This window comes from Barnesiella intestinihominis YIT 11860 (genome assembly GCF_000296465.1).
Lineage (GTDB): Bacteria > Bacteroidota > Bacteroidia > Bacteroidales > Barnesiellaceae > Barnesiella > Barnesiella intestinihominis.
In genome coordinates this window covers 19,230-43,940 of sequence record NZ_JH815204.1, presented here as the reverse complement: position 1 = coordinate 43,940, position 24,711 = coordinate 19,230, and the positions used below count along the sequence as shown (strand labels likewise).

Annotated in this window: 20 protein-coding genes and 1 tRNA gene; 10 read left to right on the top strand and 11 right to left on the bottom strand. The window is 43.1% G+C overall.

Annotated elements, in window-relative coordinates; genetic code table 11:
- Nucleotides 1-34: 34 nt before the first annotated feature.
- Nucleotides 35-1,045 carry a putative phage abortive infection protein gene (locus HMPREF9448_RS04950; protein ID WP_008861499.1) on the bottom strand — a complete coding sequence of 337 codons (1,011 nt, stop codon included), beginning with the start codon at nucleotides 1,043-1,045 and terminating at the stop codon, nucleotides 35-37.
- A gap of 186 nt (nucleotides 1,046-1,231) precedes the next feature.
- Between HMPREF9448_RS04950 and HMPREF9448_RS04945 the strand changes: the two genes are divergently transcribed.
- The 3 genes from HMPREF9448_RS04945 to HMPREF9448_RS04935 all read left to right on the top strand — a co-directional run bounded on the left by HMPREF9448_RS04945 (nucleotide 1,232) and on the right by HMPREF9448_RS04935 (nucleotide 3,379).
- On the top strand, nucleotides 1,232-2,080 hold the full coding sequence (locus tag HMPREF9448_RS04945) for an MORN repeat-containing protein (protein WP_008861498.1): 849 nt from the start codon (nucleotides 1,232-1,234) through the stop codon (nucleotides 2,078-2,080).
- A gap of 140 nt (nucleotides 2,081-2,220) precedes the next feature.
- Nucleotides 2,221-2,916, top strand: a complete 696-nt coding sequence (locus HMPREF9448_RS04940) for a CDP-alcohol phosphatidyltransferase family protein (RefSeq protein ID WP_008861497.1) — start codon at nucleotides 2,221-2,223, stop codon at nucleotides 2,914-2,916.
- A gap of 13 nt (nucleotides 2,917-2,929) precedes the next feature.
- The gene (locus HMPREF9448_RS04935; protein WP_008861496.1) at nucleotides 2,930-3,379 is read left to right on the top strand and encodes a GtrA family protein; all 450 of its coding nucleotides are present in this window, start codon (nucleotides 2,930-2,932) and stop codon (nucleotides 3,377-3,379) included.
- 545 nt (nucleotides 3,380-3,924) lie between these two features.
- Here the strand turns inward: HMPREF9448_RS04935 and HMPREF9448_RS04930 are convergent.
- Together HMPREF9448_RS04930 and tamL are read right to left on the bottom strand one after the other, a co-directional pair.
- Nucleotides 3,925-3,998: transfer RNA gene (locus HMPREF9448_RS04930), tRNA-Arg, on the bottom strand.
- Between the two features lie 97 nt (nucleotides 3,999-4,095).
- Nucleotides 4,096-6,480 (bottom strand): translocation and assembly module lipoprotein TamL, encoded by a 2,385-nt coding sequence (gene tamL, locus HMPREF9448_RS04925; protein WP_008861495.1) that lies wholly within the window; start codon nucleotides 6,478-6,480, stop codon nucleotides 4,096-4,098.
- 368 nt (nucleotides 6,481-6,848) lie between these two features.
- Between tamL and ilvD the strand changes: the two genes are divergently transcribed.
- Genes ilvD through ilvC form a run of 5 tightly spaced genes read left to right on the top strand, consistent with a single transcriptional unit; the run spans nucleotide 6,849 to nucleotide 12,810 of the window.
- Nucleotides 6,849-8,675, top strand: a complete 1,827-nt coding sequence (gene ilvD, locus HMPREF9448_RS04920; RefSeq protein WP_008861494.1) for a dihydroxy-acid dehydratase — start codon at nucleotides 6,849-6,851, stop codon at nucleotides 8,673-8,675.
- Between the two features lie 30 nt (nucleotides 8,676-8,705).
- Complete coding sequence (gene ilvB / locus HMPREF9448_RS04915; RefSeq protein ID WP_008861493.1) at nucleotides 8,706-10,415, top strand: biosynthetic-type acetolactate synthase large subunit; 1,710 nt, start codon at nucleotides 8,706-8,708, stop codon at nucleotides 10,413-10,415.
- 7 nt (nucleotides 10,416-10,422) lie between these two features.
- Nucleotides 10,423-10,968: an acetolactate synthase small subunit gene (gene ilvN, locus HMPREF9448_RS04910; RefSeq protein ID WP_008861492.1), complete on the top strand. Its 546-nt coding sequence runs from the start codon at nucleotides 10,423-10,425 to the stop codon at nucleotides 10,966-10,968.
- On the top strand, nucleotides 10,965-11,729 hold the full coding sequence (locus HMPREF9448_RS04905) for an acyl-[acyl-carrier-protein] thioesterase (RefSeq protein ID WP_008861491.1): 765 nt from the start codon (nucleotides 10,965-10,967) through the stop codon (nucleotides 11,727-11,729). The genes ilvN and HMPREF9448_RS04905 overlap by 4 nt, the downstream gene beginning before the upstream one ends.
- Nucleotides 11,730-11,763: 34 nt before the next feature.
- Entirely contained in the window at nucleotides 11,764-12,810 is a 1,047-nt protein-coding gene (ilvC, locus tag HMPREF9448_RS04900) for a ketol-acid reductoisomerase (RefSeq protein WP_008861490.1), read from the top strand.
- A gap of 179 nt (nucleotides 12,811-12,989) precedes the next feature.
- Here the strand turns inward: ilvC and yidC are convergent, their stop codons facing one another.
- Both yidC and HMPREF9448_RS04890 read right to left on the bottom strand, forming a co-directional pair.
- A complete protein-coding gene (gene yidC, locus HMPREF9448_RS04895; protein WP_008861489.1) occupies nucleotides 12,990-14,888 on the bottom strand; it encodes a membrane protein insertase YidC in 1,899 nt (632 codons plus the stop codon).
- A 23-nt stretch (nucleotides 14,889-14,911) separates the two neighbouring features.
- Nucleotides 14,912-16,516: a CTP synthase gene (locus tag HMPREF9448_RS04890; RefSeq protein ID WP_040296059.1), complete on the bottom strand. Its 1,605-nt coding sequence runs from the start codon at nucleotides 16,514-16,516 to the stop codon at nucleotides 14,912-14,914.
- Nucleotides 16,517-16,890: 374 nt separating this feature from the next.
- Here HMPREF9448_RS04890 and HMPREF9448_RS04885 point away from each other — a divergent pair, with 374 nt between their 5' ends.
- Nucleotides 16,891-18,339, top strand: coding sequence for a DUF3078 domain-containing protein (locus tag HMPREF9448_RS04885; protein WP_008861487.1), 1,449 nt, complete (start codon nucleotides 16,891-16,893; stop codon nucleotides 18,337-18,339).
- Nucleotides 18,339-18,905, top strand: a complete 567-nt coding sequence (locus HMPREF9448_RS04880; protein WP_008861486.1) for a hypothetical protein — start codon at nucleotides 18,339-18,341, stop codon at nucleotides 18,903-18,905. The genes HMPREF9448_RS04885 and HMPREF9448_RS04880 overlap by 1 nt, the downstream gene beginning before the upstream one ends.
- 2 nt (nucleotides 18,906-18,907) lie before the next feature.
- Here the strand turns inward: HMPREF9448_RS04880 and HMPREF9448_RS04875 are convergent, their stop codons facing one another.
- The 6 genes from HMPREF9448_RS04875 to HMPREF9448_RS04850 form a co-directional block, all read right to left on the bottom strand.
- Nucleotides 18,908-19,345 (bottom strand): lipocalin-like domain-containing protein, encoded by a 438-nt coding sequence (locus tag HMPREF9448_RS04875; protein WP_040295986.1) that lies wholly within the window; start codon nucleotides 19,343-19,345, stop codon nucleotides 18,908-18,910.
- Nucleotides 19,342-20,898: a capsule assembly Wzi family protein gene (locus HMPREF9448_RS04870; RefSeq protein WP_008861484.1), complete on the bottom strand. Its 1,557-nt coding sequence runs from the start codon at nucleotides 20,896-20,898 to the stop codon at nucleotides 19,342-19,344. Before HMPREF9448_RS04870 ends, HMPREF9448_RS04875 begins: the two co-directional genes overlap by 4 nt.
- Before the next feature lie 143 nt (nucleotides 20,899-21,041).
- Nucleotides 21,042-21,671: an outer membrane beta-barrel protein gene (locus tag HMPREF9448_RS04865; RefSeq protein WP_008861483.1), complete on the bottom strand. Its 630-nt coding sequence runs from the start codon at nucleotides 21,669-21,671 to the stop codon at nucleotides 21,042-21,044.
- A 42-nt stretch (nucleotides 21,672-21,713) separates the two neighbouring features.
- Complete coding sequence (locus HMPREF9448_RS04860) at nucleotides 21,714-22,349, bottom strand: DUF4136 domain-containing protein (RefSeq protein WP_008861482.1); 636 nt, start codon at nucleotides 22,347-22,349, stop codon at nucleotides 21,714-21,716.
- 112 nt (nucleotides 22,350-22,461) lie between these two features.
- Complete coding sequence (locus tag HMPREF9448_RS04855) at nucleotides 22,462-23,559, bottom strand: glycosyltransferase family 4 protein (protein ID WP_008861481.1); 1,098 nt, start codon at nucleotides 23,557-23,559, stop codon at nucleotides 22,462-22,464.
- Between the two features lie 21 nt (nucleotides 23,560-23,580).
- Nucleotides 23,581-24,645, bottom strand: a complete 1,065-nt coding sequence (locus HMPREF9448_RS04850; RefSeq protein WP_008861480.1) for a radical SAM protein — start codon at nucleotides 24,643-24,645, stop codon at nucleotides 23,581-23,583.
- Nucleotides 24,646-24,711: the final 66 nt, after the last annotated feature.

The following is a 24,711-nucleotide window of genomic DNA, read 5'->3' as shown; positions in this document are numbered from 1 at the left end:
TTTTCAAATACTTTCCATTATTATAAATTAACTATTAAATCTGTTCCTCATCAAAGAGACTAAATATATTTTTTATCTTTTCGTCTTTTGTTGATCCCGAAACAAAATATAAATCTTCTAAATTCAAATTGTTAAACATATCATTATCCACCATAAGATGTATAACATCTCTATTCGATTTTGAACTGACTGCATTAAAGAATAATAAAACTAGTTCCTCCCTTGACAATTGAGCTCTAAAAATCTTTACTAATGTTTCTCTCTCATCAAAAGAACGAATCAAATTAAGCAAATAATAAATAGTCCTCAGATAAGCACCCAAACCAGATTTATTGCTTTCATAAACTAAATCCATAGCCCTTCTTACTGCTTTATATTGCTCTTCCTTTGTTGTATATAATAGCACTTGCTGATATTGTTCAATTGTTAAATTCCCTTCAATAGAAAAAGTAATTGCATTCTTATAAGTGTCTAAACACCTCCTTACTATTTCCCTATTTTCCTCTGGATCTCCATTATTATCCACTTTAAAATCTCTATACGTATTGACTTGACTAAAAATCGATTTAACTAAAACATCAAATTTTTCAAAATCACATACTTTTAACTTATGTAAAAACACATCTAAGATAATATCAGTACAAACGTTTTTTTCCATGAGTTGTACGCACTTCTTAAAGCCCTTCAAGCCAATAAAATGTTCATAATCAGATAAAAACGATATATAGTTTAATTTAAATGTATCTCTATTCTGCCTATATAAATCCAACATTCTAAAAAACATATCTCTATCATCTCTCATTTGATTACGTTCTTCTGATTCACCTACCCTGTTATCTGTTTTATAAGATGTATATATTACTCCCAAAAAAGCTAATAAGCCCGTTACAGACGCAAAATAACTACCAAATTCACCCCATCGACGATGGTCATTTGAAAGATTACCTCCAAATTGGAAAAAATAGACCAATAACATAACGATTGCCAAAACAGCAACAGACCATAAAACACAACCAATCGAAATAAAATTTTTCTTTCGTTTCATTTGACTCTTATTCTTTCTTCAAAGTTATAAAATTTTTAACACCAAACATTTAAAATAGAATCTTTTATATCATAATAAAAATTCCTATTTACACATTTATTAGTTTGGAAAATCGACTATATTTTCCTATATTCGCATATCGTTATCTCGAATACACGATTGAAGATATCATAATAAAAGAATACCATGACTTATTACAGCGAAACACCGAGAGAGGGTATCAGCCTCCCGGACGGTACATTCAAAGGAGTTCTCAAAGATGGTAAACCCAGTTGGGGCACACTTACCGACCTCTACGGGATTATATACGAAGGAGAGTTTCAAGACGGAAAAATACAAGGCAAAGGTATAATGACATTCCCGGAAGGACAACGATATGAAGGAGATTTCGTCAATGAAAAGTTCGAGGGATCCGGTATGTATACTTGGCCAAACGGAAACCGATACGAAGGCCAATTTGCAAACGGCAAATTCGAAGGTCGCGGTATCTACACGTGGGCAAACGGAGAACGCTACGAAGGTGATTTCGTAAACGGGGAACAACATGGGAAAGGCGTTTTTACATGGTCGGACGGCTGTTGCTACGAAGGAGATTACGATCACGGGAAACAGACCGGGAAAGGGGTCTATACCCAGAGAGACGGAGAATATTACAGAGGAGACTTTGTCGACGGCTTACCCTCTGGAAGAGGTTTCTTTTTCTGGGCCGACGGAGATCGCTATGAAGGAGATTTTATCGAAGGAAAACGTACCGGAAAAGGTGTTTTCATTCACAAAGGCGGGGACTGTTACTACGGCGATTTCGTAGAAGGGATAAGTCATGGAAAAGGAATCTATATATGGACTGACGGAGAGCGATACGAAGGAGACTTCGTAAACGGGCAATGTACCGGAAAGGGTGTATTCTTCTACAAAAACGGGAACCGATACGAAGGTGATTTCGTCAATGGCTGTAAAGAAGGCTATGGAACCATGTACTACCCGGACGGTCGATATGACACCGGTCGATGGCATGACGACAACTTCATGGGATAAAAACAGAACCCAAGAACTTGTTTTAGTTACCCGCCTTGCTCTCCGCAGAATACCCGAATCTTTCAAAAACATGAATAATTTAATACACTTTTTTTACTCGGTTTGCTAAATAATCTGTACTTTTGTACAAAAATTAGGAAATGGGAAAAGAAACATCTGAAAGAATACAGACTTCCGTGCTCAATGCAGCAGAGAAAAAAGTTTTGGTTTGGCTGGCTCAACGACAACCGGCATGGGTTACTTCGGACTTCCTCACATACACCGGCGTAGTAGGAGCTCTCGTATGCGCAGTGGGATTCGTATTGGCTCATATAGATAAAAACTACCTGTGGATTTCTTCTCTCGGGTTGGTAATTAACTGGTATGGCGACAGCCTCGACGGCACTCTTGCCAGAGTAAGGAATGCACAAAGACCCGTTTATGGATTTTTTATCGACCATACGCTCGATGCCGTCACCATTTGTATCATGTGTATCGGAGCCGGTCTTTCGCCCATGTTTAGGCTCGATGTAGCGATGCTGGTATTAGTGGGCTATTTGGTTCTTTCGATTTATACGTATATCTCGACAATCCTAAGCGGTAAGTTCCTGCTCACTTACGGCAGCCTCGGGCCAACTGAATTCCGATTGATCGTTATTCTCATCAACACGGTGTTTATGTATACTTCCCTCTCGGAAATAAAGTGGACCATCGAAGGGCAAACATTGGGCATATTCGATGTAGCCGGATTGTTCATTGCCTGCTTCTTGTTCGTGGCATGGTTGGTTCAATTCATCACCGACCGTCGCGTTTTGTCCAAACAAGATCCATTGAAACCCTATTCCCCTAAAAAATAATAATAAAGATACGGTGTTAAAGCTGCGTATTTACCTACAATTCGTAGTCAGTCGGCTATTGGGCACGGGTGTCGATACCTTGATACTGTGGATATGCTCGACTTTTATATTCAGCAGCTATTGGGAGGTATATGTCCTTTCACCTATCATCAGTTTTGAATTTGCCGTATTGAGCAATTTCCTATGTTCTTATTTTTGGATATGGAAAAGTAGAATCGGCCGTCGTTCGACGTCTGATTTCTGTATTCGTTTTCTCATGTTCAATCTTTCATCGGGAGCCGGCTTCTTAATGAAAATGTTTTTTCTACTCATTTTCCAAAAGATATTCGGCTGGGACGTTATCTATTGTAATCTTGCCGCCCTGCTTATTTCGGGATTGTTCAACTATTTCGTAGCGGATATGCTGGTATTCAAATCGCGCAAACGGGTGAAAGTCGAAAGTTTCGACAGCAACGATTGCTGAATATAGCTCCACTATATAAACCCATAAAGCTTTTCCTTTTCAGTGAATTAAGCCTAAATCCCCCTACAAAATTCGCCTTCAAAAAGAATCTTATTTCTATTTCAAGCCCGTCTCGACTTGTTGCTAAGCAGGAGTAGTTTTTGTATGTTTTATTTCTCTCTCGTCCTGTGGTACACTCCACCTCATTTATGATAAACAAAAGGAGGACGAGACTTAACTCCACTGCCGGCATTTTCCAACCTCTCCGCCCTTCGTACATCTACCCTATCGTACATACATGCGCAGAAGAGGGAGACACATTTCTTATTTCGTTACAGTCTAACGAGGTTTTTATACAACAAAACAAAACATTCTAACCTTCTCCCCTGTGTTTTTGCAACGCAAAATATAGGGGAGGAGGGTGAGTTGTAGCCTTCTCCCTTGCCGTGTCCTGTAATGCCACGGGGCACGGCAAGGGAGGAATATGAAATTTTAGTAGATGGGAAGAGAATTAATAAAGTCGTATAAAAACGAAAGGGAAGCAAATTTTTTGCTTCCCTTTCGAGTGATTGAGTTGGGATTCGAACCCAAGACCCACAGCTTAGAAGGCTGTTGCTCTATCCAGCTGAGCTACTCAACCGACCTTTTATGAAAAAGTGCTGCAAAGTTAGGGATATTTCGGGATATTCCAAATATATGTATCCTATTTTTTGTAGACCTCATATAAAATAGAAGTATCAGAAAGGATACCCCACCGTGAAATGAAACGCAGAATCTCTTTTGAAGTTTTGCGAAGCGATTGCCCAATGGTCTTGTCCGGCCGCCGGATTATAGGCTTTCATTCCCATGTCGAAGCGAAGTAAGAAATAGCTGAAATCCAGACGGATTCCCAATCCATAGGCCAACGCGATTTCCTTATAAAACGAATCCAGTCGGAACTGACCGCCGGGCTGCGATTCGTAATCACGGATCGTCCAAATATTACCGGCATCGATAAAAGCCCCCAACTCTACTTTCCAAAATAGTTTGGTACGATATTCAAGATTTATATCGAGGCGTATATCTCCACACTGATTGATAAATTCGGATACAGAATTATTGCCGTTATAACTACCGGGACCGAGCGTTCTTACCGACCACCCCCGCACACTGTTGGCTCCACCCGAATAGTAGCGTTTCTCAAAAGGTAAAATATCGGAATTCCCATAGGGTATGCCTATTCCTCCGCCTACATGAAAAGCAATAGAGTTTCGCTCGTCAATTAAATGGGTAAAACTATAATCGAAATCGAATTTAGCATACTGGGAATATCGAATACCAAAAATCTTGTATCCCCCATCGGGCTCTTTCGAGGTAAGTTTGGAAAAGGCATTGAGCACGTTGCCCGCTATTTCTCCCGCAGCCCTCAACGTATAGACATTGGTGCGACGCTGCACCGGATTGGAGGGATTGAGATTGGAGCAATAAAAGGTATATCCCATACGCATGATGAAGTGATCCTCGTAACTGTATCGTAAAAGCGGATTATCGGGGGCTATGTTTTCGAGAAATCCGTCGGTCTTACGGGGCAAATAGACATAATTTATATCCAACAGGTCGTAGTTGTGACGGTAGAATCCCCGGTTGGTCGTCCACTTATATTTCCAAGCTGCTCCCCAAATGACTCGCGTATACTCGGGACGTTGCTGGAAATTAAGGTTTATACTATATTCGGTGCTGGCCTTCATACGCCGCCGAAAATCGGTACGCAAAAACGGGAAAAGAAATTTGGGATAAGTAACTCCTATCTCCCCTCCCAACTCGGTATATCGGTCATTGATGAGTCCGCTCAAATCGCCCGACAAACTTTCATAAGCACCGCGCACCTTAGCCGAAAAAGTTTCGGAACCCTTGAAGATATTACGATGTTGATAAGTAGCTCCCACGGCAAAACCTAAATCGCCCTCGGAATTAGTACCTTCCAATTCGAGCGAGACAGACTGCGGCTTATCCTTGCTGAGCAAGATATAACAATCCAATTGATTTACACCTTCGTCGTTCCGACCGGCCGGCTCGAAGCGAATATTGACATATTTGACAATACGCAATCTCCCGAATGCCGTATAGGTATTGTCCACATCTCGACTACTGAACAACAACCCCGGACGAATGAAACAATTCTCCACCAATGTTTCCCGTCGAATATAAGGGCGATCGCCTTCCACGAAATAATAATTCTTATATGTACCGGCATTGGCAACATCGATTTGGTCGGTCGCCGTCGGGTCATAAGACAACACAAAATAGATTTTCCTCATATAATACCGTTCGTACGGACGATACCCCGAAGCATTGGCAACAGACTCAGGAACGAGATTCATAGTGAGATCGACTGCTTTCGAACGGTCGGCGGTATCTGCCGTATAGGTAATCAGTTCTTTATTAAAAGCATAAAAGCCATCGCGCCGCAACATATCGGAAATACGTTGCCTTTCCTCGTCCAACACATTTCTATCGAAATTCGATCCTTTCTTCAAAAGCGAATGAGAGGCATATTGCCGCTCGACAAGCCGGGAAATCGTATCGTTTGAAATACGATAGTCTATATCGTCTATGTAATGCGGCGTATTTGCCGAGACTCGATAGAACACGTCCATACGTTTACCTTTCGAAACCGTATCGACATCGACCCGAGCAGCCATGTACCCCTTATTATTCATGGCCTTCTCCATTTGCATACGAGAATTTTCTATCAAAACCGGGTCGTAAATTATCGGGGGTGTGCCGGCATTCCTTACCCAACGGTTATACCATTTGGTCGAATCGTTTCCCGACAAATTATATAGCCCGAGCGTAAAGCGGAACAACCCGAACATACGGTGATTAGGCTCCTGACGCAAATAGGATTTCAAATCGGAAGGTTTCACCGACTTATCATCGGTCTCTATCTTTACATGGTCGAGCAAATAGCTACCGTCCGGGACATGGCGGGTAGGACTACACGCAACCAGAACAATACCGACGATCGCTCCTAAACTTGCCTTTATAACTCGACGAATTTTCAACGCTTCTCCGATAACTTGATTTTTCTCGATGGATAAAACCTTGCAAATATACACTTTATTTTTTTCAATTCCAGCCATTCCTTAGGCAGAAGCAAGAAGACAAAAATTAACCGGGTTTCAATCACACAGTTATACGATGTTTTTTACTTTCATTTATTACAATGAACTCTGCGAATACAAGCAATTTAAAATAGCAAGTACATATTTTCTTTCAAATTATTTGTTTATATCACAAAATAGTTATACATTTGCAACATCATAAACAATATTTATGTGATAATTATGTTACTACACGTCATTTCTCTATCGGTCATTAGCGAGCTTCTTGTCGTGAGTCGGTAAGGTGGAAAGGCGTATGTAGTTACTTCTCATAGAATGTTAAATTAGAGTAATTGTAAAAACCTTTCCACACTGCGGAAAGGTTTTTCTTTTAATGAGTACAGATTATGAAACATCAATTGCGGAGTGCGACGAGCACTGGCGGAAGGAGAATGGCAGGAGCGAGAGCTCTATGGAGAGCCAACGGCATGAAAGAAACGGAGATGGGAAACCCCATCATCGCAATCGTCAATTCGTTCACCCAATTCGTTCCCGGCCATGTACATCTGCATGAAATAGGGCAAACGGTAAAAAAAGAAATCGAGAAATTAGGATGCTTTGCCGCCGAATTCAACACGATCGCTATCGACGACGGCATAGCTATGGGACATGACGGCATGCTTTATTCCCTTCCCTCCCGCGACCTCATCGCCGACAGCGTCGAATATATGGTCAATGCACACAAGGCCGATGCCATGATCTGTATCAGTAATTGCGATAAAATCACACCGGGCATGCTCATGGCGGCCATGCGGCTCAACATTCCTACCATCTTCGTATCGGGAGGTCCTATGGAAGCGGGGCAGCTCGATGGGAAAGGACTCGATTTAATCGATGCCATGGTCGAATCGGCCGACGAAACCATAAGCGACGAACAAGTACGCCGAGTAGAACATGCCGCATGCCCTACCTGCGGTTCCTGCTCGGGCATGTTTACCGCCAACTCCATGAACTGCCTCAACGAAGCCATCGGTCTAGCTCTTCCCGGAAACGGTACTGTCGTAGCGACCCACCGCAACAGGGAACAATTATTCATACAAGCTGCCCGACAAATCGTGGAGAACTGCCGGGCTTATTACCAAGACGGCGATGAAAGCGTATTGCCCCGTAACATCGCTACTCGCGCGGCATTCCTCAATGCGATGACTCTCGATATTGCCATGGGGGGCTCTACCAACACGGTATTGCACCTGCTCGCCATAGCCCAAGAGGCCGGAGTAGACTTTACGATACAAGACATAGACACCCTGTCCCGCAAGTCGCCGGTGCTTTGTAAAGTAGCACCCAATTCGCACTATCACATACAAGACGTGAACCGTGCGGGAGGTATTCTCTCGATTCTCGCCATACTCGAAAAAGAGGGGCTGATAGACACATCTGTCCGTCGAGTAGATCGACTGTCCTTAACCGAAGCCATCGAACTGTATGCGATACGAAACGGAACATGTCCCCCCGAAGCGGAAAGGCTTTGGAAAAGCGCACCGGGCAACCGGTTCAACCTCGTGATGGGCTCTCAGGAAAACTATTACGACAAGCTCGATACCGACCGTTCGAAAGGGTGTATTCGCGATTTCGAACACGCTTATGTCAAAGACGGTGGACTGGCCGTACTTTTCGGTAATATCGCCCAAGACGGCTGTATCGTTAAAACAGCCGGAGTGGACGAAAACATTTTCCGCTTCAAAGGAAGAGCCAAAGTATTCGAATCGCAAGAAGAGGCTTGCGAAGGCATACTCGGCGGGAAAGTGAAGAGCGGAGACGTGGTCGTCATCATCTACGAAGGACCCAAAGGAGGCCCCGGCATGCAAGAGATGCTCTACCCTACCTCGTATATCAAATCGAAACACCTCGGCAAAGCCTGTGCCCTCATTACAGACGGGCGTTTCTCAGGAGGGACATCGGGACTTTCCATCGGACATATCTCGCCCGAAGCAGCTGCCGGCGGAAACATAGGATTAGTGCGGAACGGCGACCTCATCGAAATAGACATTCCCAACCGCAGCATCAACCTGCTTATCGAAGAAACAGAAATGGAACGTCGCAGAGCAGAAGAAAATACCCGGGGAAAAGAGGCATTCACCCCTCGACACAGAACACGAAACATATCGAAAGCCTTGCAAGCCTATGCTGCCTTAGTAAGCTCGGCCGACAAAGGTGCTGTACGAATTATCTAAGAAACAGAGTCCCAATTGTACAAAACGACTATGGCAACAGAGAAAATAAGCGGAGCGGAAGCGCTCATCAAATCGCTCATCGCAGAAAAGACAGAGTATATATTCGGATATCCGGGAGGAGCCATCATGCCCGTATTCGATGTTCTCTACGATTATCGAGACAAATTGAAACATATCCTCGTGAGACACGAACAAGGAGCTACACATGCCGCACAAGGGTACGCACGAGTATCGGGGAAGACCGGAGTCGTCATGGTCACCTCGGGTCCCGCCGCCACCAATATCATCACGGGGCTCTCGGATGCCATGATGGACAGCACGCCGCTCATCGTCATCACCGGGCAGGTCGCCTCTCCCCTATTGGGCTCGGACGCTTTTCAGGAAACCGATGTCGTAGGAATCACCCAGCCGGTGACCAAATGGAGTTACCAGATACGTCACAGCGAAGAAATAGCTTGGGCGGTAGCAAGAGCTTTTTATATCGCCGGGAACGGCCGTCCGGGTCCCGTGGTTCTCGACATTGCCAAAGATGCCCAAGCGGGAATGACCGAATTCGACTACAACCCCTGTCAATTCATTCGCAGCTACAACCCTTATCCCAACATACAACCCGTCGAAATAGAGGAAGCCGCCCGGCTTATCAACCAGTCTCGCAAGCCGTTCATACTCGCCGGTCAGGGGGTAGTTATCTCCCATGCTGAAAAGGAATTGTCGGAACTGGCCGAAAAAGCCGATATACCGGTAGGTTGCACTCTGTTGGGATTATCGGCAATACCGACCGACCACCCCCTATACAAAGGCATGTTAGGCATGCATGGCAGCATAGCCGCCAACATCAAGACCAACGAATGCGACCTGCTCATCGCCATCGGCATGCGGTTCGACGACCGAGTAACGGGCGACTTGAAACAATATGCCCGACAAGCCAAAGTAATTCATATAGACATCGACCCGTCGGAATTCAACAAAAACGTGAAATGCGATGTATCGGTACTGGGAGATGCCCGTGCCGTATTGCAAAAGCTGAATGAAAAAATCGCTCCCGCCGAACACTCCGAATGGATAGAATCTTTCTCGGTGTGTGAAAAGGTGGAAAAAGAAAAGGTCATAGAACCGGAGATACACCCCCGGAAACCATTGATGAATATGGGAGAGGTCGCCCGAAAGGTATCCGAAGCCACGGGCAACGACAGTATTCTCGTGACCGACGTGGGACAAAACCAAATGCTATCGGCCCGATATTACCGGTTCAAAAGATCCCGTAGTATCGTTACCTCCGGCGGATTGGGCACTATGGGGTTCGGCCTTCCCGCCGCTATCGGAGCCAAGATAGGCAATCCCGACCGCACGGTCTGCTTTTTTACCGGAGACGGAGGACTGCAAATGACAATCGAAGAATTGGGTACAATCATGCAATATGGTATCGATGTGAAGATCATTATTCTCAATAATAATTTCTTGGGTATGGTAAAACAATGGCAAGACCTGTTCTTCGACCATCGCTACTCCGAAACCCCAATGCTGAATCCCGATTTTACGGGCGTGGCGGCAGCTTACGGCATAGCCGGCGAAAGGGTCGCCACCCGCGAAGAACTCGACTCTGCCATACGACGTATGCTCGACCACCGCGGAGCTTACCTGCTCGATGTACAAATAGACCCGGATTGCATGGTATTCCCGATGACTCCCGCCGGGAGCTGTGTAACCCATATCATGCTCAACGCCACTGAAAAATATTAAGACCGATATGACTCAACAGACATTATATACCGTAACCGTTTATTCTGAAAACCAAGTAGGATTGCTGAATCAGATTTCGATTATCTTTACACGCCGACAGCTCAATATCGAAAGCCTGTCGGTATCGGGATCAGCTATCGAAGGTGTACACAAATTTACCATCACGACATACAGCGACCGCGAAACGATGGAAAAACTGGTCAAGCAGATAGAAAAACGAATAGACGTATTACGCGCCTTCTTTTATACCGACGACGAAATCATTTTTCAAGAGGTCGCACTTTACAAGGTTCCTACCGACAAACTATTGGACGACAGGAGCATCGAAGATTTGATTCGCAAACACAATGCCCGCATTTTGGAAGTAAACCGCACATATACCGTCATCGAGAAATCGGGCCACCCCGACGAAACTCAATCTCTGTTCGAAGAACTGAGTCGATACGACGTTATGCAATTCGTCCGGTCGGGACGTGTCGCCATAACCAAATCAACCGTCGAGCACGTAAGCATATTCCTACAAGAACAACAATACCGACAAAACCAACTATGAAAGAAAAAGAAGAACAATCCAAACGACAAACAGAACCGGTCTACTCCAAAACTTATACCGTAGAGCCGGCCGAAGGAAACGGTCAACAGGAGTTGCCGCTCACCCTGCTCGCCAAACGAATACTCGAAGTGGCTACGTTACATGCCGAATCGTGGGGCGTGGGATATAGTACGCTCATCAAAAACCGGCAAGTATGGGTACTTTCCCGGCTCACCGTCGAAATGTACCGTTATCCGCTCATCAACGAGCATTATACTTTACAAACATGGATCGAAGGGTATAACAAGCATTTTTCATCGAGAAACTTCGCCATACTGGGAGAGGACGGCTCTCCCTGCGGATATGCCCGCACGATTTGGGTCGTTATCGATTTGGATAGTCGCACATCGGTAGATATAAGTCAATTCGAATATATCGCCGAGAACATATCGGACAAAGCATGTCCCATCGAAAAGCAATCGAGAGTACGCGATGTACATGACGAAAATGCAGTAATCTATCCTGTGACTTATAACGATATAGATTTGAACCGACACGTCAACAGTGTGAAATACATCGAGCACGAACTCGACCTTTTCCCTTTCGAACGGTATGACAAACAACGTATCCGACGATTCGAGATAAGCTATGCCAACGAAGCTCGATACGGTTCTACCCTGCAACTGCTGAAAGAGGAAGAAGCACCGGATCATTTTACCTTAGAAATACGGGACGACCAAACCGTGTACTGCAAAGGAAGAATCATATTTGAAAACAGATAAAACCAATTTAATTAACCTCTAAACAAAAAAGAAAATGGCAATCATGAATTTTGGCGGTGTTGACGAAAATGTAGTCACCCGGGAAGAATTTCCATTGGAAAAGGCAAGGGAAATCCTCAAAGACGAAACCATCGCCGTTATCGGATACGGCGTGCAAGGCCCCGGACAAAGTATGAACTTGCGGGACAACGGATTCAATGTCATCGTCGGACAAAGAAAAGGCTCGAAGACATGGGATAAAGCGGTGGCCGACGGCTGGGTTCCCGGCGAAACGCTTTTCGAAATCGAAGAGGCTTGCCAGCGTGGAACAATTATCGAGTACCTTCTTTCCGATGCAGCTCAAATAGAGGTATGGCCCAAAGTGAAAAAACATCTTACCGCCGGTAAAACGCTCTATTTTTCTCATGGATTCGCCATCACCTACAAAGAGCGCACGGGTATCGTTCCTCCTACCGATGTCGATGTAGTACTGGTTGCGCCCAAAGGTTCGGGAACCAGTTTACGGCGCATGTTCTTGCAAGGTCGGGGACTCAATTCGAGCTATGCTATTTTCCAAGATGCGACCGGGCACGCCAAAGAGAAAGTTATAGCTCTCGGTATCGGAGTCGGTTCGGGATACCTTTTTGAAACTACTTTCAAACGCGAGGTTTATTCCGACCTTACCGGAGAACGGGGAACTCTCATGGGGGCCATTCAAGGCATTTTCGCCGCACAATACGACACACTGCGCGCACACGGACACAGCCCTTCGGAAGCATTCAACGAAACGGTCGAAGAACTTACCCAATCACTGATGCCTCTTGTCGCCGAAAACGGTATGGACTGGATGTATGCCAACTGCTCGACAACAGCCCAGCGAGGAGCTCTCGACTGGTGGAAAAAGTTTCGCGATGCTACCAAACCCGTATTCGAAGAACTGTATGAAGAGGTAGCCAAAGGGAACGAAGCTCAACGTTCTATCGACACGAACAGTAAAGAAGGATATCGCGATGGATTGAACAAAGAGTTGAAAGAGTTGCGAGAAAGCGAGATGTGGCAAGCCGGTGTGACCGTTCGAAAATTACGCCCCGAAAATAACTAACCGGCAAATAGATTACCATATAGAAAAGAGATTATCCCAACGAGTGGGATAATCTCTTTTCTTATACCCGAACGTGTTATCGACTAAATCTGTTTTTGGTATCTTTCCTGTAAAATAAAACAGGAAAAAATCCGAAACTATCATAAATAACGAAGGGGAGCAATGCTCCCCTTCGTTATTTATCGACGACGCTGTTGTTTGTTTCGTTGCTTCTGTTGTTCTCTCAACGCAGCCTGCTGCTGGCGTTGCGCTTCTTCCAACCGAGCCATGAAACCACTCTTCTTGCGAGGTTTCTTTTGATTCTCTTTCAACTCGGCAAGAACCTTCTCCTCGTTGATACATTTACGGAATACATAGGTTTGAATAATCGTAATCAACAACGACAAGAAATAATAATAACTCAACCCGGCCGAATAATTATTGAAGAATACCAAGAACATGACGGGCATTAGATACATCATGAACTTCATACCCGGCATCTGTTGTTGCCCGGCGGTATTCTGCATATTGATTTTGGTGTATATCAAGTTGGTAATAGTCATCAACAAACAGAAAAGGCTGATGTGATTACCAAAATAGGGCGTTATCAACGGTATATAAGTGTCCCAACTTACGATCGCATCATAGGTCGACAAATCTTTCGCCCACAAGAACGATTCACCCCGAAGCTCGATAGAAGACGGGAAGAAGGTGAACATCGCAATAAGAATAGGCATTTGTAAAAGTAACGGCAAACACCCGCCCATAGGATTCACTCCCGCCTTGCTGTACAGATCCATTGTCAAACGCTGACGCTCCATCGCTTTATCCTGCCCCGGATACTTATCATTAATCTCCTTAATTTGAGGGGCTAAAACCCGCATACGAGCCTGCGACTTATAAGATTTATACGTGAAGGGGAATAAAACGAGCTTTATAAATATCGTCAACAACAAAATGATAACGCCATAATTGCTGAAAAATTTACCCAAGAAGGTGAATACCGGTATAACGATGAGTGTATTTATCCAACGGAAAAACTTATATCCCAGTGGAACAAGCTTATCCAAATCGAGTGTCTGGTCTCCCGAAAGATCGTCGTCATAAGAGGACAATAACGGATAAGAATTCGGTCCGAGAAAAATATTGAATCCGGCAACCTGCGGCTCTTTCGAATCATAATCTATCGTACTCTCGGCATGAAACTGTTTCAAATATCTATCTTCTTCCAAAGACCGAGAGGTAAAAATTCCGTCGTTAAATTTTCCATCGGCAATAAAAGCAGTAGAGAAAAACTGGTTTTTAAACCCAATCCATTTGAGGCTCGTAGTCGCTTTCTCTTCATCGTTACCCGACTCGCTCAAATGCTCTACATCGTCTCCTGCAAATTTATAATACAAGGCACTATTTCTCTCCTCAAACATACGTCCTTGTTCTTGACGGCGCATTTTCTGGTCCCAAATAAAATCCCAATAAACAGCGCTCGACGGAATTACCCGATCCATATCTTTCTGCCAGATATCCATTTTCAACATATAGCTGTCTTCCGGCAAAGAATATCGAATGCCCATCTGACTTCCATTGGCAAGCTGCAATGTCATATTTACAGCATTACCATCGATTTCGGGAGTAAAATATAAATCGCGTGTATCGATCACGCGCGCATTCGTACGAATAATGAATCCATAATCGTTTTCGTCTCCGGTAAACAGAGTCACATTCGTGGAATCATAGGCCATGTAATCATTCAAAACAGCCTCATAAAGACGACCTCCTTTATTAGAAAACTTCAATGTCACCTTATTATTGGACAAAGTAGTAAATTCTTCCGAACCTTCGGCACAAGGAGCGAACTCGCCGAAACGCGCTATCAAACCTGCATTTTTTAATGAATCGGCAACTTCTCCCGAAACGGTATCGGTCGAAACGGGTGTTTCTGCCAAAGCGGCCTCGGCCATACGTTCCGCTTCCACAGCGGCAATCGAATCGTTATACCGACGCTGTGCCTCCAATTGTTCGGGTGTAGGCTGCATCCACCAAGAGAAAAGCAGCACAACTACGACCATCAATACAAGACCTAAAATCGTGTTTTTATCCATTCTTCAATTTTGAGATTACTAAATTATTTTTTTGAAATCGCTGCTTTAATAAAGTCAACGAAAAGGGGATTCGGATTAAGAACCGTACTATTGTACTCGGGGTGATATTGTACTCCCACATACCAACGCAAAGACGGGACCTCGACAACTTCGACCAAATGTGTTTCGGGATTCTCGCCCACGCAACGCATTCCAGCATCTTCAAAAGCTTTACGATACTCATTGTTAAATTCGAAACGATGGCGATGCCGTTCGCGAATATGAGTCGTTCCATAAGCCTTAGCAGCAATAGAGTCTTCGGCCAATATACAATCATAAGCGCCTAAACGCATCGTCCCACCCATATTGGTTATGCTCTTCTGCTCCTCCATCAAATCTATTACATTATGCTTGGTCGTCACGTCCATTTCGGTAGAGTTAGCATCGGTATATCCCAACACATCACGGGCATACTCGATCACCATGCATTGCATGCCCAAACATACGCCAAATGTCGGAATATCGTGTTCACGAGCATATTTCAAAGCGATGAATTTTCCTTCGATACCTCTCTGCCCAAATCCCGGAGCGATCAACACGCCATCTAAAGAAGAAAGCATAGCGTCCACATTTCCGCTATTTAATTTCTCGGAATGAATATATTGCAAATCGAGTTTGCGATCGTTATAGGTCGCCGCCTGAAACAACGATTCATTGATAGATTTATAGGCATCGGGAAGTTCTACATATTTGCCGACCAATCCGATACGTACGGTCTTAGTCGCATTTTTCATGCGATGCAAGAAATTCAACCACGGCTCCAAATGAGGTTCTCCGTTTATGGGTAAACCGGTTTTCGTCAATACGATTTCATCTAAATGCTGTTGATGCATTTTCAAAGGGACTTCGTATATAGACGGAACATCTATCGACTGAATCACTGCCGCAGGATCTACATTGCAAAACAATGCCACCTTCTTACGTAAAGCAAGAGATAGCTCATACTCGGTACGCAATACCAATATATCGGGTTGGATACCTACCTCCTGCAATTGTTTTACCGAATGTTGGGTCGGTTTGGTTTTCAATTCCTTAGCGGCAGCAATATAAGGTACATAGGTCAAATGAATACATACACAATTTTTCCCCATTTCCCAACGCAACTGACGTACGCTTTCGAGATAGGGCAAAGATTCGATATCCCCGACCGTTCCCCCAATCTCCGTGATTACGAAATCGAACTGGTTCTTCGATCCTAAAAGTTTAATGTTACGTTTAATTTCATCTGTAATATGCGGAATAATCTGCACCGTCTTTCCCAAATAATCGCCCCGTCGTTCTTTATCTATTACATTTTGATAAATACGCCCTGTTGTAATATTATTGGCGCGAGTCGTAGGAGTATTGGTGAATCGCTCGTAGTGACCCAAGTCAAGGTCGGCTTCGTGTCCATCGACCGTCACATAACATTCTCCATGTTCATAAGGGTTCAATGTTCCGGGATCTATATTGATGTAAGGATCGAACTTTTGGATAGTTACTCTATAACCTCTTGCCAAAAGCAATCGAGCCAACGAAGCCGAAATAATACCTTTACCCAACGACGAGGTTACCCCCCCCGTAACGAATATATACTTAGTCTCCACGATAAAATATGGTTTATGTGTTACATTTACAAGGCGCAAAATTAGGAAAAATAATCCACAATCTATCGCAACATTCAACAGAATTATCACTTTTCATTTGCTATGAAGAGAAAAGCCCATAACAGATAGAAACACTTTACAATTTTTACCCAAAAGAAAGACTATCGGTAAACAATTTGTATCAAATAATCATTATCTTTGCAAACAGATGCGAAAATAGGCTGCATTCGGCAAAGTCAAGCAAGCTTGCTTTTGCCCTCATTGGCACTATCTTTGCAAACAGATGCGAAAATAGGCTACGCCTTGCCATAATCGAATAAACCTATTTCTACTCTCTACTTGTTGCACTATCTTAAAAAATACAAACATATACTCTTATGAACTCACGAATTACAGCTATTCTCATAAGTCTTCTTTCTGTAACCGGAGTATTCGCAACGACTGTCATAGAACAGAACGATAGTATAACGAACGAAATCGTATCTGACAGTATAACAATGGCCATGCCATCAGATTCTATAACCATACAGGTTACCGATACCGACTCGATCGCTCGCCAGCAAGAGGCCGACAAGAATTTACTTTCATTATTGGAAACAGACTCAACCGAACAGATTTTACCGGTTATCAAAATGTTGCGTATGCTCGAATATGCCGACAGCATAAGAGCTATGCAAGGGTCGGGCGAAATACCTGTCAACCCACTTTTCTTACCTATCGTGTTCGAAAAACAGATGTCTACTCCTTTTCAACATTTACCCTCGGCCGAAAAATGCCCATTCAAACCAAAGTCTCTTTCGGTGGACGATAAATGGTTACAAGACGAGATTCAAGCCGAAAAGACCCGAAATCTAGCACAGAACTATGTAATCGTCAATTACCCGAAACTTATACATTACAATACAGACAATCTACCGGAAGTGCCTAAACAATACGTGATCGAAAACGATCCGGCCAAACATATTCTCTCTATCAAAGAAAAGCCGCTGATTATAAAAAATGACGTGGGAAAAGAAAAAATCAAACTAAAACGATGGATAATCAATTTCCAATCGTCCATACAATTTTCCCAAGTCTATGTTTCGGAGAATTGGTATCAAGGAGGGACGAGCAATGTCAATCTGCTAAGCGATCAACAATTCTCTATCAAATATAACGATCCCAAAGAGCAACGCATCTTATTCGAGAATTTAGTACAATGGAGATTGAACATCAACAGTGCCCCGGAAGACACATTGCATTCTGTAAAAATCAGTGAAGATTTATTCCAGATAAACTCGAAATTCGGTCTTAAAGCCTACAACAAATGGTACTACACTGCTACCATGAATTTCAAGACACAATTTTTCACTAGTTATGCCACTAATTCCAACAACAAGGTGGCTGCATTTCTATCTCCTGCCGAGTTGAATTTGGGTTTAGGTATGTCTTATCAATATAAAAACGATAAAAAACATTTCGAGACATCAATATCGCTCTCTCCGCTTTCCTACAACTTGCAATTCATCGTTAACGACGACATGGATGCGGCCAGCTTTGGAATCAAATCGGGAAAAAGCATGAATCAATACGGTTCCTCCTTCGAAGGGCGCATCAAATGGGAATTCTATCACAACATGGTTTGGAGTTGCAGGCTGTTTTATTTCACCAACTATGATCATGTACAAGGGGATATGGAAAATACATTCGACTTTATCCTCAACCGTTTCTTCTCTACTCGTTTGTTTGTTCATCTGCGATATGACGATGCTCGCGCACTGAACAAAGACTTCGGACATTTCCAACTGAAAGAATTACTAAGTTTCGGATTCAACTATAAATTCTAATGAGAATCAAACTCATAGTTTTACTATGCATCGGTATACTCTGTTCCTCATCGATAAAAGATGAAGAAGGGCGTTATGAAAGTAAGCCTCCTTATCGTAGTTTCATTCTTGAAAATTATACCGAAGAAAGTGCCAAACATTATTTCGATACAGCTCCAATCGACAGTTGGGAAGGTATTTGGCTCCTGACAGAAAATGGAGAAAGAGTCGCTATCGAACGGTTTAAAGACATTCGATTTTCCGAAATCTTTACACACCGAATCGTTAAATTGGATTCGTCGGTACGCAGTGAAATTCCCGTCGGAACTATTTTAGGGTACTTAACTCGCGGAGTAAATCCTAACACTTGTTTCATCTGGCTCTATAAACATAAACTGACAGGTGCAATACTTTACGCCCCCAAAAGGTTTTCGGCCAGACTAACTTCTGACCTCAACGGCATTTTATTCTCAGGAAACAGCGCTAAAAAATTAGAAGACTTATTCGATCCCCGGTCGGGATTCATTAAATTATATCCCAAGCAAATCTCGGAGGATTCTGAAAATCGGGAAATCCGATATCTGTAAATTCAGAACTTTCGGAAAACAAAGCGTTCATCTTCACCCCGGGTCAAAATCATTTTGGAAGAGGTAAGTTTCTCGATGTAAAAAGTATATTCTTTGTCCATTTCCAACTTGAAAACAGATAAATCAGGTTTAAATTCAAACCAAGAGGGTTCCATTATTTTAAATTTCAGTATGTCATTTTCACGAACATAACTCCCGAAATAATTTTCTGTTGTATTTTCTATTCCTCCCCGATGAACCAATTGTAACTTTATGACACTACTCTGAAAATTATAGTAAAGGCTATCATGTGGGGTCATTGTACCATTCTCCCACATCTCAATCAATTGCCATTTCCCGAAAAGAGGACCTATATACCCATCATTATGGGTACAAGAGGTGACAACAATCCCCAAAAACAATCCTATTAAAATACGGCGAATCATCATCTTGTTCTTCATTTTCCAATTGTTAAAATTCCACTTTTCCTGATACCGATAGCAACACCCCATTTATCTCCATACAACTCGCCCCAATCTCCGGCCAAAGAAACGGAAAACGACCACCCCGAAAGTTTTATCGGAGAATAAACACATTCTATCAGCCCCGACATATCGTGTTGGGTATCGGCTAACGGGAGAAAAGTCGTTCCCCAAGAGGTTCGATACGACGCTAATATTTTATATTTCCATTCAGGAGCAATATAACCCGACGCTCCTAAATGGACTCCTCGTATTCTGTTATGCTTGTATCTCATATAACCATCTGTATTGTACAACAAGGATTTAGCCATTGCCGTACCATTGGAAAGGCCGTAATGCGCCCAACCGTTATAGAAATAGTTATTGTAGTAATCATCGGCTCCTGTGGCTTCTATATCCAATTTAGGATCATTATAATCACTCGGACACCAATTCAGAGGCCCACTTTGATTGGTCATATCCAAATATTCTAAAACGACATTCGACAGCCAGTTTTTCTTACCGCTCTTATATTCAAGCCCCCATAGACCGTCCCAACCATTGAACTTCCCCATTCCCGATGCATCGTCGTAATACCATTCGAAGTAACCTCTTACAGAAGAATTGTTTTTGAACCTGTATTCCGCCGATAAATTCCATTGTCCCACATGGTTTCCATAGTAGTAGGCCTGATCACCTTTATTGGACTGACCATCACCAGACGACGGAAACAAGATTTTAAAAAAATCTTTCAAGCGGGTCGGACTTTTCATCGTGAGAGAATCTATCAAAACGCCCTCTTTATAATACCGTTTTGTGCCTCCGAACTGTGCTGCCAGTTCGGCTCCGATCGTTACGACAAAGGGTTTGTCGGGATTGGAACGAAACGAAATAGATTTATGGTGATATAAAGCATCGGTCGTAATATACTGATTATAATAATTGTAATGGTCCCTTAAAAAATCGTTGTCCATAAACTTTCCATACGCGAGCTCACCCTTAATCTGTACCCAGCCCTTCGTAAACGGAATATCTACAAAATCGATAAATCCGGCTCTAACTTGGGGTATAGGCCGTGCATTACCCGACCAGACCAACCCGCCGGAACTCAACTCGAAATTTACTACTTCATCGGTAAGCTCCCGACAACCTGCCGATATAAAAATCATGCGGTATTTCATGCCTATATAGGCTTGTTGTATGAGGAAAGACGACACGCCCGGATTATACGTTTTCAGGTTTCCGTCTGAATAATAGGATACCGGAGATGTAGAAGACATCAATCCAACCAAATCGATACCGAACTCATAGGAAAACCGTTTGTTCATCTCCAAGCCTTTAAAAACCGAGGCTCGCAAATATCCGCTTTTACTGTGTGTTACCAACCCATGCTTATTGGCAGACAAATAATACGGTGCAAAAATCCCGTTTCCGGCATTTCCGACCATCGACAAAGAATAGTAATCTGTCGAATGTTGGGCAAAAAGCCCGAATAAATTTCCGATAGATAAACAGAAAACGACTAATAATCCTACTCTCAAACGATGATACATAATGTATGAATATTATTGATAATCGAGACAAAAATAATATATAAAGCACTACGGCACAACTCCCCTCTCTTTATTTAACAAAAAAGGGGGAATAAAGTGTATGAATATACATTTATTCCCCCTTTATACCGAGACTAACCTTTTTAGAAAGAGACCCCTAAACGGAACCCTATATTGTTGCGACCATCGATATCATAGGTCAATACTTTACTCTTATTAGTAGCATAATTATAATACAAAGCTACGTGGAAACCATAACGGACACTCGGATTCGGGAAAATACTTACACCGATTTCGGGAGACACGGTAAAACCCCATGTGTCATCATAAATCTCCCAAGCCTGCAAATAAGAAGACATGCGACTATAATTGGCGCCCAATTTCACCGTTGCATAAGGTTCTAAAATTCCGTCGGTCGTAAAGCGATATTTTGCCAACAGACCAAAGGGTAGCTGAAACAACGAATGTTGCTGGTCGGTCGTAAGAGCCGAATTGCTCTTTAACATCAAAGTCTGCCTGTCTATATATTTATTATTCGTATGATAAGAAATAAAAGCTCCAATAGCCATTTTAGGCATTACATAATAACCACCTTCAAAATTCATACCCCATCCACTGGCTTTATCGGCATAACTGTTCCCAACAGGAGCGTTAAACTGCCAATCGACATTAAAATAAGTACTCGAAACGGCTTGTGCGTTTCCCCGGGTCGACACGGCTACCATACAAGTAGCGACTACCACCCATAACGATATGTGTTTAATAGTTTTCATAATTCGTTTTCTTTTTATTAATATATAAAATGGGGTAGCCCGTTATTTATTCGTCAAGTAAGGAGACTGAACAAACGACTGGTCTATCGCTTGGATTATTAAATTTCTATTTAATCTAGGAGAGCCGCTCTTCAATCCGGCCATATAGGAATCCCAAAGAATCGTTAGCCGTCGATTGCTACTGTTTTTATTCGTTAAGTCAACTAACTCGGCCAAAAATGAATTCACACTATAACTATATACTACGGGATAGGGATAATACCAACTGTTCCAATATGATCCCCAATATCCGGGTCCCCAATATCCGGGATATCCCCACCACCAATAGTCATTGGGATAATCGACGAAATAACGTACGTCTTCAATATAGCTTACCTGTAACCCTAAATCGGCATCTTCTTTCGAATCGACCAATGTGAATCCCCGAGCAGCCATATTATCGGCAAATGTTTCGAGAATATAATCGGCATCTTCATTTGTCCAATAGGTCGCTTTTTCATTATTCGTAATGAGTAAGACACTATCCGGCATATAATAGGTGAGATATTTGCCGAAGTCGGCCGATTTATCATAATCGGTAAACACCACATAATCATCATCCAGCTTGGAAAGGCTGGGCTCTTTTTGGCATGCAGCTAATACCGCTACGACAAAAAGAATTGGGATTAGTTTTTTCATATCAGTTTTGTTTTGATTGTTATGTAATAACACCATTGTTATACTCCAAAAACAAAACCGACAAAAGATAGTTCGAAAATAGCGGAAATTTTTATCGAAGGAATATTTTTTATTATCGGGGTTTCTTAGCTAACCGATATACAGAATCTACCTGAGACGCAATATAGTCCCAATTATAAGGAGATAAATCATAATGACGTTCTTCCATTTCTCCCTCTAATTTACAAGATAATTTCTCTTCCAACGAGCCGATGTTCCCCGTGACGAAAAAATCGGAGGCATCAAGGCAGGCAAGCCTATTTGCCGGAATGTCGCTGACCAATACCGGCAACCGATAACTCAACGCTTCGAGCAGCACAATGGGCAATCCTTCATGAAAAGAAGGAAGGACAAACAAACGCGCATGGGAAAAGAGTTCATTCAATTTAGCACCCCTTACGAAGCCTGTGAGAACGACATGGTGTTCTTCTGCCAGCCGTTTTAAAGAGACAGAATAATGATCTTCATGGTCGGCATCACCAGCTATGACCAATTTGCAGTTCGAACCGGAAATACGAGCAAATGCTTTTATGAGTAAATCGAATCCTTTCTCCTCCACAAAACGTCCTACGGCCAAAACATATCGTCGAGGTGTCAACCCCAACGACCGAATATAACTGTCGTCTTTTGCCGGCACAGGCTTATTCACGCCATTATAAATCAAGTGCGCGTCCGTGCGATCATACTTTTCACGTAAAATATTATCTATCACAGTAGAAATTACAATCACTTCGTTGGCATAATTCGTCCCCATTCGTTCGCCCCATCTGAGCACAGACTTAGCTGTCTTATTCCACTTCTGCCTATCATAATCGGGACCGTGATGGGTCATCACCACTCGTAATCCCAACAACCGGGCCAACGGGGTTAACAGAGCCGGGCCGATAGCATGGATATGTAAAACGTCAGCACCGACCCAACGAGCATAAATAATCGCTAAAAAAGTGTGAACAATGGCTTCTATACTTTTTCTGCGGGGAGCATAAATATCTTTTAAATGAACGCCTTTATACTCCTTAATCTTATTTTGGGGAGTGACGTAACACGAACGACGAACAACCGTCACATCATGTCCCATAGCAGCTAATCGGGGATATAATTCCTCACAGTGTGTTTCCACACCTCCCTGAATATCGGGGATACCACGAGTACCGACTACAACTATCTTCATCGCAACACTCCCCTTCCCCGTTTACTCACGTCCTAAATTTCCCTGCATGGGATCTTGCCCCACGTCGTACCATTTCTTATCCAGACAAACAGGTTTCCCTAAAAGAGAACGTAATTTATTTTTGATAATCCACCCCATGGGGTGACGGGCATAAGCAAATTTCTTCATAACCGGAGAGACCGTGCCGACCATCCAACAATTCTTCGGACATTTGCGTACTAAACTACGCACATGTTGGGCTTGTTCGCTGTTCCAAATATCCGAAAAAGAGTTCGCCTGTCGAATGTTTCCCATACTCTCTTTCCAATACTTAGCTTCCAACCCATTACAAGGATAAACTTCGCCATAAGGATCTATGAAACAATTCATCAAACCTGCTTCACACGGCAACATACGGCGATTTCCTTCGATATAGTTTATCAATCCCATATTAAAAAATGCCCGTGCCCATGATTTGGGGTGTTTTTCCCTCATTTGCATATTGATCAGCTCGGCAAAGTTACCACAAACGGTATCGCGATTGGTAATCACATTGTCATCTTTGTGAAAATAATACGAATTATGAAACGCAGCGGTAGCGAACTCCATATTCAAGGCTTTGGAAAGACGATATAGGGAAAGCATATCTTCGGAATTATTATTCGACACCGTTATACCGAACCCAATATCCTTCACCCCCATTTCCCTAAGTGACAAGAGAGTCCTCAACCCTTTATCAAAACCTCCGGCTCTTCCCCGTAATTCATCATTCTTTTGAGATAAGCCCTCGATACTGATACGTATTCCTATTTTGGGGAATTTTCTCGCCAACTCCAATACTCGCTCCTCGAACCACCCCGACGTGGAAATAACAACTCTGGGGGCTTTTCGAAAAGCGACCTCCACAATCTTATCTAAATCTTCACGAATAAAAGGTTCTCCCCCTGTTATATTGATAAATTTCACATGCGGCAAAATCTCCAATTCTTCCGGTTGAATTTCCAGCCGCGGATCTGTCGGATTTTTCCAGATATTACACATCTTACACTGCATGGGACAGCGATAAGTGGTAATAATGCTTATATCGGTAGGCGCAAAAACTTTCATTTCTTACAAATATCGTGCAAAGATAAACCTTTTTCACCGGTCTATCAAAAATTTTATATATCGAAC